The organism is Isoptericola sp. NPDC057191 (genome assembly GCF_042670225.1).
Lineage (GTDB): Bacteria > Actinomycetota > Actinomycetes > Actinomycetales > Cellulomonadaceae > Isoptericola.
The window spans coordinates 1-9,844 of record NZ_JBHUWC010000152.1 but is presented as its reverse complement, the minus strand read 5'-3'; the positions used below and the strand labels follow the sequence as shown (position 1 = coordinate 9,844).

General features: G+C 74.1%; 8 protein-coding genes. 1 reads left to right on the top strand and 7 read right to left on the bottom strand.

Going from position 1 to position 9,844, the window contains the following annotated elements; translation table 11 throughout:
* Positions 1–4 precede the first annotated feature (4 nt).
* The 3 genes from ACFT55_RS15965 to ACFT55_RS15955 all read right to left on the bottom strand — a co-directional run bounded on the left by ACFT55_RS15965 (position 5) and on the right by ACFT55_RS15955 (position 3,940).
* Positions 5–1,981, bottom strand: a complete 1,977-nt coding sequence (locus ACFT55_RS15965; protein WP_380244824.1) for a heme peroxidase family protein — start codon at positions 1,979–1,981, stop codon at positions 5–7.
* A gap of 287 nt (positions 1,982–2,268) precedes the next feature.
* Positions 2,269–3,243: a bifunctional riboflavin kinase/FAD synthetase gene (locus tag ACFT55_RS15960; RefSeq protein ID WP_380244823.1), complete on the bottom strand. Its 975-nt coding sequence runs from the start codon at positions 3,241–3,243 to the stop codon at positions 2,269–2,271.
* Between the two features lie 103 nt (positions 3,244–3,346).
* Positions 3,347–3,940 carry a TetR/AcrR family transcriptional regulator gene (locus ACFT55_RS15955; RefSeq protein WP_380244822.1) on the bottom strand — a complete coding sequence of 198 codons (594 nt, stop codon included), beginning with the start codon at positions 3,938–3,940 and terminating at the stop codon, positions 3,347–3,349.
* 113 nt (positions 3,941–4,053) lie between these two features.
* Here ACFT55_RS15955 and ACFT55_RS15950 point away from each other — a divergent pair, with 113 nt between their 5' ends.
* Complete coding sequence (locus ACFT55_RS15950) at positions 4,054–5,172, top strand: hypothetical protein (protein WP_380244821.1); 1,119 nt, start codon at positions 4,054–4,056, stop codon at positions 5,170–5,172.
* A gap of 10 nt (positions 5,173–5,182) precedes the next feature.
* On the opposite strand, the gene truB is transcribed toward ACFT55_RS15950, so the two are convergent.
* From truB to infB, 4 genes are all read right to left on the bottom strand, one after another.
* Positions 5,183–6,151 (bottom strand): tRNA pseudouridine(55) synthase TruB, encoded by a 969-nt coding sequence (gene truB / locus ACFT55_RS15945; RefSeq protein ID WP_380244820.1) that lies wholly within the window; start codon positions 6,149–6,151, stop codon positions 5,183–5,185.
* A 23-nt stretch (positions 6,152–6,174) separates the two neighbouring features.
* A complete protein-coding gene (gene pyrE / locus ACFT55_RS15940) occupies positions 6,175–6,714 on the bottom strand; it encodes an orotate phosphoribosyltransferase (protein ID WP_380244819.1) in 540 nt (179 codons plus the stop codon).
* A gap of 30 nt (positions 6,715–6,744) precedes the next feature.
* Entirely contained in the window at positions 6,745–7,209 is a 465-nt protein-coding gene (gene rbfA / locus ACFT55_RS15935; protein ID WP_380244818.1) for a 30S ribosome-binding factor RbfA, read from the bottom strand.
* Positions 7,210–7,315: 106 nt separating this feature from the next.
* The coding region (gene infB / locus ACFT55_RS15930) for a translation initiation factor IF-2 (RefSeq protein WP_380244817.1) at positions 7,316–9,844 on the bottom strand (2,529 nt) is incomplete at its 5' end.

Genomic DNA, 9,844 nt, shown 5'->3' with positions numbered 1-9,844 from the left:
GGGCTCAGTCGCCGTCGTGCCCCGCCGGACGCCCGTCGACCTGACGGAACGTGGTGCCGTCGTCGAGGGTCAGGACTCCCGCGAAACGGAGCAGGTCGCCGATCGTCGTGATCATCCTCCCGCCGTCGATGCGCACGCCCTGCGACGGGTTCCACCCGGTGCTGAGGAACGAGTCCGGGTCCGCCTTCAGCAGGTAGACGAAGGTCTCGCACAGGATGCGGCTGCCGACGTCGCCCAGGAAGTTGCCGTTCCCCTGGATCTCCGCCTCCTTGAGGACGTAGTACCACAGGGGCGTGCCGTCGAGCTCCGCCAGCGCGTCCTTGACCCCCTGGGAGGCGCCGCGCGTGAGCTGCTCGGGCGTGAGCGGCGGGACGTGCAGGGCTCGCGCCACCGCCTCGCCCGTCGGCAGCGACAACCAGTACCCGCGCAGCAGGTTGCGCTGCGCGAGCTGCTTGAGCAGCGCGCTGACGCCGGGCGGCAGGCCCGGGTCGTTGCCCTCCTTGAGCATGGTGGACAGCCCGGCGGCCAGGAACGGGTCGATCTTCGCCGCCGAGCGCCGCCGGTCGGGGTCCCCCTTGTCGACGAACCGCGCCCAGTCGATCGGCCAGTTCGACGGCAGGACCTCGCCGCGCGGCGCACCGGTCGGGACCAGGCCGCCTCCCCCGGTGAACTCGAACAGCTGCACGAGGCTCCCGAACGCGGCCCGGGGAGGCGCCGCCGCCGGCACCACCTTGCCGAAGTTGAGGTTGAAGTCGTAGCCGTTGCGCACCATCGAGTGCCCGAAGCGGAACGCCGCGACGGCGAACTCCAGGGGCATTGCGACCTTGCGCCGGGGCCGGAACAGCAGCGACGGCTCCACGAGGACCTCGTCGAGCACCCCCGGCTTGGTGAGGGTGCGCAGGTAGTCGTGGACGACGAGCCACTGGTAGTGGTGCTGGGTGAGCCGCTGCGCCCGGTCGAAGACGGCCCGCTCGTCGACGGTGAGCCACGGCTCGGTGCGGCGGACCCAGTCGACGACCGCGTTGTGGAACCGGATGAACCCCAGGTGGAGCTGGGCGACGACGAGGTTCTCGTCGTTGCGGCCGTCCGGGATCTTCGCGGAGCCGGGCGCAGGCCGGTCCGCCGGCGGGACGGTGAGCGCCGCGACCTCCGCGGACGAGAACCGCGGCAGGTCCCGCTGCGGGTCGTCGCCCGGGGGGACGAGCGCGAAGCCGGGGATCGCCGCGGTCGCCACCCGTCCGAGCGCGAGCTTGGCCGGGTCGGTCGTGGCGTAGGCGGCCTCGCTGCGCGTGGTCCGCCGGCCCGGCTCGCCGGGGAACCGCGGGCCGCTGCCGTACAGGCTGTCGAGGTTGAGGAAGGGGTGCCGCCCGTTGTGCAGGCTGCGGACCACCACCTCGGGCGGGAACGCCGTGAAGGGCTCGGCGACGATGTCCCCCAGCACGAGGTCGCCGGGCCGGGGCCGCTCCCCCGGCGCGGGCCGCTCGTCCGGTCCGTTCGTGTTGAGGGTGATGTCGTGGTCGATGAACTGGCCCCAGTACGTGTAGACCGCCGGGATCGTGGAGTCCAACGCCGGGTTCGGCGGCCCGGGCGGCTCGATCATCCCCGCGCCGAGCTTCTTCAGGGCCGCGACGACCGTGTCCACCGTGGCGTTCCTGATCGGGCCGTCCGGCGGGGTGCCGCCAGAGGTGACCGGCAGGTGCGCCGCGGGGAAGTGCCCACGCAGGTCACGGAAGAGGTAGTCGAACGAGGTCGTCGCCTCGAACCGCTCCTCCACGATGTCCCGCAGCACCGCGAGCTCCGTCTCGTGCAGCAGCGGCGCCGGCGACGACCCCGGGTCGGCGTCCGGCCGCGGACGCGGCCGGGGGTGTGGTCGGACCTGGCCGCCGTGGCGCACGCTGCGCACGGTGCGGCCGACGGGGTCCGCATGGACGTCACGCCCGGGCTCGGGCGCTTCCTGCTCGATGGTCGGCTGAGCCACCATGGCTCTGCCCCTTCCGGGAGACGCGGGCTCCGGGCGCGCGCTGGCCCGGCGCAGGGGCACGCCCCGGGCCGCCGAGGGAGGCGGCCCGGAGCCGTGCTGCGACGCAGGCACCACCATGGAGCTGGGGAGGGCGGTACCCACGCCGCGACGGGGCCGTGAGGTCGCCCCCTGGCCCACGGCCGGGCGTCGCCCGGTCCGTCACGCCAGGAGGGAGGGCCCACGTCGGGGCCCGTGACCGACCGCGCGCGCTTTCACCCGCTCCCCCGTGCCCAGTCGCCGTCCCGACGTCAGCCCAGGATCTCGCGCGCCCGCTCGACGTCGGCGTGCATCTGCTCGACGAGCGGCTCGATCCCCTCGAAGCGGAGCGTCGGGCGCAGCCGTTCGACGAGCTCGAGCACCACGGTCTCGCCGTACAGGTCCAGGTCGTCGCGGTCGAGGACGTACGCCTCGACGCGCCGCTCGACGCCGTCGAAGGTCGGGTTGGTGCCCACGGAGATCGCGGCGGGCAGGTCGGCGTCCGGGTCGGGCGGCACGGCGGCGGCGAGCTGGGGTCGCAGGAGCCGCCCGGCGTACACGCCGTCCGCGGGCACCATGCCCTCGGCGTGGCCGAGATTCGCCGTCGGGAAGCCGAGCTCGCGCCCGCGGGCGTCGCCGTGCACGACCGTGCCGCGCACGCGGTGCGGCCGGCCCAGCACCTCGGCCGCCTGGGCCACGTCGCCCTCGGCCAGCAGCGCGCGCGCCGCCGACGACGACCAGCGCTCGCGCGCGCCTCGGGCGCCCGGCGCGCACTCGCCGACGTCGTCGACGGCGACGACCTCGAAGCCGTGCGTGCCGCCGAGCTCCACCATCGTGGCCAGCGTGCCGACGTTGCCCTTGCCGAAGCGCACGTCGTGGCCCACGACGACGCTGCGCGCGCCCAGCCCGCCGGTGAGGTACCGGGTGACGAACTCCTCGGGCGTGAGCGCGGCGAGATCGAGGGTGTAGGGCACCACGAGGACGGCGTCCACACCCGTGCGGCTCAGCAGGTCGAGACGGTCGTGCAGGCCGGTCAGCAGCTCGGGGGCGGTGTCCGGGCGGTGCACCCGGGCGGGGTGCGGGTCGAAGGTGAGCGCCACGGCGAGACGGCCGTCGGCGCGGGCGAGGTCGACCAGACGACCCAGGACGGCCTGGTGGCCGCGATGGACGCCGTCGAAGTTGCCGATCGTGACGACCGACGGGCCGAACCCGTCGGGGACCTGGTCCAGGCCCGTGAACACCTGCACGCGTCGCGCTCCGTCTCGTCGATGGTCGGCCGTCGGCACCCGCTCCGGGTGCCGACCGTCAAGGATAGACCGACACCACCCGCACGGACGGACCCACCCGGGCTCAGCGCGGCAGCACGGCCGCGGCGGACCGGAGGTACCGGTCGGGGTCGAAGTCGTCGAGCATGGCGCGCTGCACGAGGTAGCCCTGCGCCAGGCCCAGCATCACGGGCAGCAGCAGCTCGGCCGCGGCGTCCGGGTCGCCCGCGCACAGGTCCGGGCGGGTGGCGTACCACGCGCGCAGCGCGCCGTGGAGGACACCCTGGATCGCCGAGACGACCTCCTGGACGACGTCGTGGATCATGTCGTCCACCGTCGACTCCGCCCAGAGCTGCACGATCACGCGGTTGTCCTGGATGTCGCGCGTCATGCCGCCCATCAGGAGGGTCAGCACCTCGACGGGCGACGGCGGGACCCCGTCGCGAGCGGCGGCCTCGAGCTCGGTGCCGCGGCGGGACAGCACCTCCTCCGCGACGGCGGCGAACAGCGCGCGCTTGCCCTCGTAGTGACCGTAGATCGCGCCGGCGGACAGACCCGACTCGGCGACGACGTCCGAGATGGACGCCCGCTGGTAGCCCTTGGCCGTGAAAGCGCGCAGGGCGGCGGCGCGGATCTGCGCGCGGCGCGCGTCCCGGTGCGCCTCGGTCACTCGCGGCATCGGACCCCTTCCTCAGGACGACGGCGGACGGTTGACAAGTCTAGGGACCAGGGCGCAGTCTCTCTATAAAGAACGAACATTCGTTTTTTATGACTCTACGCCCTGGAGGCCTCATGCCGCCCACCACCGCCCCTGCCACCGCGCCCCGCGCCGCCGCACCTCGGCCCACGCCCCACACCCCGTGGGGCCGCGTCCTGGGCCTCGCTCTCGGTGTCGCCGCCGTCGTCGGCGTGCTCGTCCTCGCCTTCTCCTGGCCGGCCGTCACGGCCGAGCCGAAGGACGTCCCCGTCGCCGTCGCCGGACCGGAGCAGGCAGTCGCCGCGCTCGGCGCCACCTTCGAGGAGACGCAGCCCGGCGTCGTCGACCTGCTGCCGGTGGGCGACCGCGACGCCGCGGTGGCCGCCGTCGAGTCCCGCGACGCCTACGGCGCGATCGTGCTCGGCGACGCGCCCGAGGTGCTCACCGCCTCGGCCGCGAGCCCCGTGACGAACCAGCTCCTCACCGCGGCCGCGAGCCGGCTGCAGGCCGGGCTGACCCAGCAGGCGGTCGCGAGCGGGGCGGACCCGTCCGTCGTGCCCACGGTCACGGTGACCGACGTCGTGCCCCTGTCCCCCGACGACCCGCGCGGCACCGGGCTCGCCGCAGCGCTCTTCCCGCTCGTGCTCGGCGGGATCGCCGGCGGTGTCGGCATCTCGCTCCTCGTCGTGGGCGCGATGCGCCGCGTGCTCGCGGTGGCCGTGTACGCCGTCGTGGGCGGCGTCGTCCTCGTCATGATCCTACAGTCGTGGTTCGGTGCGCTGCAGGGCGACTGGTGGGCCAACGCCGGCGCCGGCGCACTGGCGCTGGCGGCCGTGGCCGCGCCGATCACCGGGTTCGTGGCCCTGCTGGGGCGGGCGGGGATCGCGGTCGGCGCCGTCACGATGATGCTGATCGCGAACCCGATCTCCGGCGCCACCATGCCGCCCGAGTTCCTCCCGTGGCACTGGGGGTCGATCGGCCAGTGGTTCCCGCCCGGCGCCGGCGCCACCCTGCTGCGCGACCTCTCCTACTTCCCGTCCGCGGACGTCGCGCAGGCATGGCTCGCCCTCGGGCTGTGGGTGGCGGCCGGTGTCGCGCTGTCGCTCGCAGGGCACCTGCGCACCGCCGGCGGCGTCGAGCCGGACGCCGAGGCCGCCCGCGACGAGGAGCTGGAGCGCGCCGCCCGCCACGGCGCGCCCGTCCTGCAGGGCTGACGTCCTCTCGTCAGCCCCCCGCCGGGGCGAGGACCAGGACGGGCTTCGCCAGGTCCTCGCCCCGGCGCCGCGTGTCCTCCAGGAGCGCGACGAGCGCGCCGTCCGGCCCGATCGCTGCCACGGTGCCCCGCACGCCGGTGGGCGCCACCCACTGCCCATACCCGAGGGCGCGCGCCTCGTCGGCGCCGAGGTCGCGCACGGGGAAGGTGGCACGGGCCGCGTCCGCGAGCGGCAGCGTCGCGAGGACGCCGTCGGAGTCCGCCTGCGCCTCCAGCTCCTCCAGCGTGCTGGCGCCCGACAGCGCGTACCCGCCCACCCGGGTACGGCGCAGGGCGGTGAGGTGCCCACCCGTGCCGAGGGCCGCGCCGAGGTCGCGTGCCAGCGCGCGCACGTACGTCCCCGAGGACACGACGACGGTGACGTCGACGTCGAGGACCGCGACACCGTCGTCCGTCGTCGTCGCGCGGGAGCCGAGCACCTCGAAGCGGCTCACCGTGACCGGCCGTGCGTCGAGGACCACGTCCTCCCCCGCCCGGGCGCGCGCGTAGGCGCGCTTCCCGTCGACCTTGATGGCGCTCACCGTGGTGGGTACCTGGCGGATGTCGCCGGTCAGGGCCGCGACCTCCCGCGACAGGTCGTCCTCAGGCACGCCCGAGCCGACCCCCGCTGCCGCGACGACCTCGCCCTCGGCGTCGTCCGTCGTGGTCGCGACCCCGAGCCGGATCGTGGCGTCGTAGGCCTTGTCGGCCCCCACCACGTAGGTGAGCAGCTTCGTGGCACGTCCTACCCCGACGACGAGCACGCCCGTCGCCATCGGGTCCAGCGTGCCGGCGTGGCCGACCTTGCGCGTGCCCGCCAGGCGGCGGCACCTCCCGACCACGTCGTGGCTCGTCCAGCCGGCAGGCTTGTCGACGACGAGGAACCCGTCGGGCGCGGTCGGGCGGCGGGGCGGCGGCGCGGGGCGCTCGGTCGCGGTCATCGGGTCTCCGTGGTGGTCGTGGGTCAGGCGCGGGCGGCGTCGAGACGGCTCTTGGTGAGGACCGCACGCAGCTCGACGCCCAGGTCCGCCAGCGGCGAGGTCCCGGCCGGGCTACGGTCGATCGCGCACACCACCGTCTCGACGACGGCTCCCTCGGCGCGCAGGGCCAGCGTCGCGTCGCGGACCGCGCCGCCCGTCGTCACGACGTCCTCGACGAGCGTCACGCGGCGGCCGGCGACCGCCGGCCCCTCCGCGAGCTTCGCCGTGCCGTAGCGCTTGGCCTCCTTGCGCACGAACAGCGCAGGGTGGCCGGTCAGGGAGCTGAGGACGGTCACGAGGGGCACCCCGCCGAGCTCCAGCCCTCCGAGCAGGTCCGTGTCCGCGGGCACCAGGGGCATCAGCTGCGCCGCTACGCGGGCGAGCAGCGCCGGGTCCGACTCGAACAGATACTTGTCGAAGTACTCGGACGCCATCTGCCCGCTGCGCAGGGTGAACGTCCCGGTGAGCCGGCAGGCCCGGTCGACGTCGCGGGCCAGGTCAGGGTCCTCACCGTGCACGGTCATGACCCCATCCTGGCCCACGGCGCCGGCAGGTCAGGACTCGGCGTCCTCGTCGTCCTCGTGCGGCTTGCGGTACGGGTCGGACTCGCCGGCGAACCCCTTGCCCTCGCGCAGCGCCGCTAGCTCGGCGTCGCGCCGGCGCGCCTCCAGGAGGGCGGCGTCCAGGTGCGCGGCGTTCTCCGGCATCGAGTCCAGGAAGAACTCGATCGTCGGCGTGAGCCGGACGCCGGTCTGCTTGCCCACCTCCGAGCGGATCACACCCTTGGCGCTCTCCAGCGCCGCGGCGGTGCCGGTGCGCTCCTCGTCGGTGCCGAGCACCGTGTAGAACACCGAGGCGTTCTGCAGGTCGCCCGTGACGCGCACGTCGGTCACGGTGACGAACCCGAGGCGCGGGTCCTTGATCCGGGTGTCGAGCAGCTGCGCGACGATCTCCTTGATGCGGTCCGCCAGCTTGCGGGCGCGCGGGTTCTCCGGCCTGTCGGCCTTCTGACCAGGCATGCGTGTGTCTCTCTTTCTCGACGCCGACGGCGCCCCGCCCCGCCCGTGCTCGTGTCGAGGCTGGGTGGGGCGAGGCGCCGTCGGGCTGTACCTTGCGGCGCGACGATCAGGCGCGCGGCTTCTCGCGCATCTCGAAGGTCTCGATGATGTCACCCTCGGTGATGTCGTTGAACGACCCGAGGCCGATACCGCACTCGAAGCCCTCGCGGACCTCGGTGACGTCGTCCTTCTCGCGACGCAGCGACTCGATCGTGAGGTCGTCCCCGACGATCTTGCCGCCACGCAGGACGCGCGCCTTGGTGTTGCGACGGATGGTGCCCGACCGGATGATCGAGCCCGCGATGTTGCCGAACTTCGAGGAACGGAAGACCTGGCGGATCTCCGCGGTGCCCAGCTGGGCCTCCTCGTACTCCGGCTTGAGCATGCCCTTGAGCGCTGCCTCGACGTCCTCGATCGCCTGGTAGATGACCGAGTAGAACTTGACCTCGACGCCCTCGCGGTCCGCGAGGTCCTCGACACGCTCACCGAACTTCACGTTGAAGCCGATGATGATCGCGTTGTCGACCGTGGCCAGGTTGACGTCGTTCTGCGTGATCGCACCGACACCGCGGTGGATGACGCGCAGCTCGACCTCGTCGCCGACGTCGATCTTGAGCAGCGCGTCCTCCAGCGCCTCGACGGCACCCGAGACGTCGCCCTTGAGGACCAGGTTGAGGGTCTCGACCTTGCCCTGCTCGAGCGCCTTGGTGAAGTCCTCCAGGCTGATGCGCTTGCGGCGCTTGGCGAGGAGGGCCGCACGCTCGGCGGCCTCGCGCTTCTCGGCGATCTGACGCGCGGTGCGCTCGTCCGGCGCCACCAGGAAGGTGTCGCCGGCGCTCGGCACGGACGCGAGGCCGAGCACGAGCACCGGACGCGCCGGGCCTGCCTCGGTCACGGCGTTGCCGTGCTCGTCGAACATGGCGCGCACGCGGCCGTGGGCCGTGCCCGCGACGATCGCGTCACCGACCTGCAGGGTGCCCGACTGGACGAGGACGGTCGCGACGGCGCCGCGGCCCTTGTCGAGGTTGGCCTCGATGGCCACGCCTCGGGCGTCCTTGTCCGGGTTCGCCCGGAGGTCCAGCGAGGCGTCCGCGGTGAGCAGGACGGCCTCGAGGAGCTGGTCGATGCCCTGGTTCTGCTTGGCGGAGACGTCGACGAACATCGTGTCGCCGCCGTACTCCTCGGCCACCAGGTTGTACTCGGTGAGCTGCTGGCGGATCTTGTCGGGGTTGGCCCCCTCCTTGTCCACCTTGTTCACCGCGACCACGATCGGCACGTTCGCCGCCTGGGCGTGGTTGAGCGCCTCCACCGTCTGCGGCATGACGCCGTCGTCGGCGGCGACCACGAGGATCGCGATGTCCGTCACCTGGGCACCACGGGCACGCATGGCGGTGAACGCCTCGTGACCCGGGGTGTCGATGAAGGTGATCGGGCGGTCGATGCCCTCGTGCTCACGACGCACCTGGTAGGCGCCGATGTGCTGGGTGATGCCGCCGGCCTCGCCCGAGACGACGTCGGTCTGGCGGATCGCGTCGAGAAGACGCGTCTTGCCGTGGTCGACGTGACCCATGACGGTGACGACGGGCGGACGCGCCATGAGGTCCTCGTCCGACTCGTCGGCCTCCTCGGCCTCCAGGTCGATGTCGAAGGACCCGAGCAGCTCGCGGTCCTCCTCCTCGGCCGACACCATCTCGATGACGTAGCCGAGCTCGGACGCCAGGGTGCCGAACGTGTCCTCGTCCAGCGACTGCGTCGCGGTCGCCATCTCACCGAGGTGGAACAGCACCGTGACCAGGCTGGCGGGGTTGGCGTCGATCTTGTCGGCGAAGTCGTTCAGGGACGAGCCGTGCCGCAGGCGGACGACGGTCGAGCCGTTGCCGCGAGGGACCTGCACGCCGCCGAGCGACGGCGCCTGCATCTGCTCGAACTCCTGGCGCTTCGCGCGCTTCGACTTCCGCCCGCGCACGGGGCGCCCGCCGGCGCGACCGAACGCACCCTGCGTGGAGCCACGCCCGGCACCGCCGCGACCGCCGGGACGGCCGGCGAAACCGCCGCCACCACCCGGACGGAAACCGCCGCCACCACCGGCGTTGCCGCCGGGGCCGCCGCCACGACCGCCGCCACGACCGCCGCCCGAGGGCGCCGGGCGCTCGCCCGGACGCGGCATGGAGGTACGGCCCGGCATCATGCCCGGGTTCGGACGCGCGCCGCCGCCGGGGCGGGGCGCCGCCGGACGCGGGCCGCCGGGGCGGGGACCGCCCGGACGGGGACCGCCAGGACGCTCGCCCGAACGCTCGGGCGCGGCCTCGCCGCGGTCCGGGCGCTGGCCGGGGCGCGGCATGCCCTGGCTCGACGCGAACGGGTTGTTGCCCGGGCGCGGGGCACCGCCACCGGGGCGCTGCCCCTGGCGGGGCATGCCCTGGCTCGAGGCGAACGGGTTGTTGCCGGGGCGCGGCGAACGGCCACCCTTGCCGTCGCGGCTGTCGCGGCCGTCGCGGCCCTCTCGGCCGTCACGCTGCTCGCGCGCGGCGGGCGCCGGCTTCGGCGCCGCGGGGCGCGGACCGGGGGTCGGTGCGCCGGGGCGCGCGCCGGACGG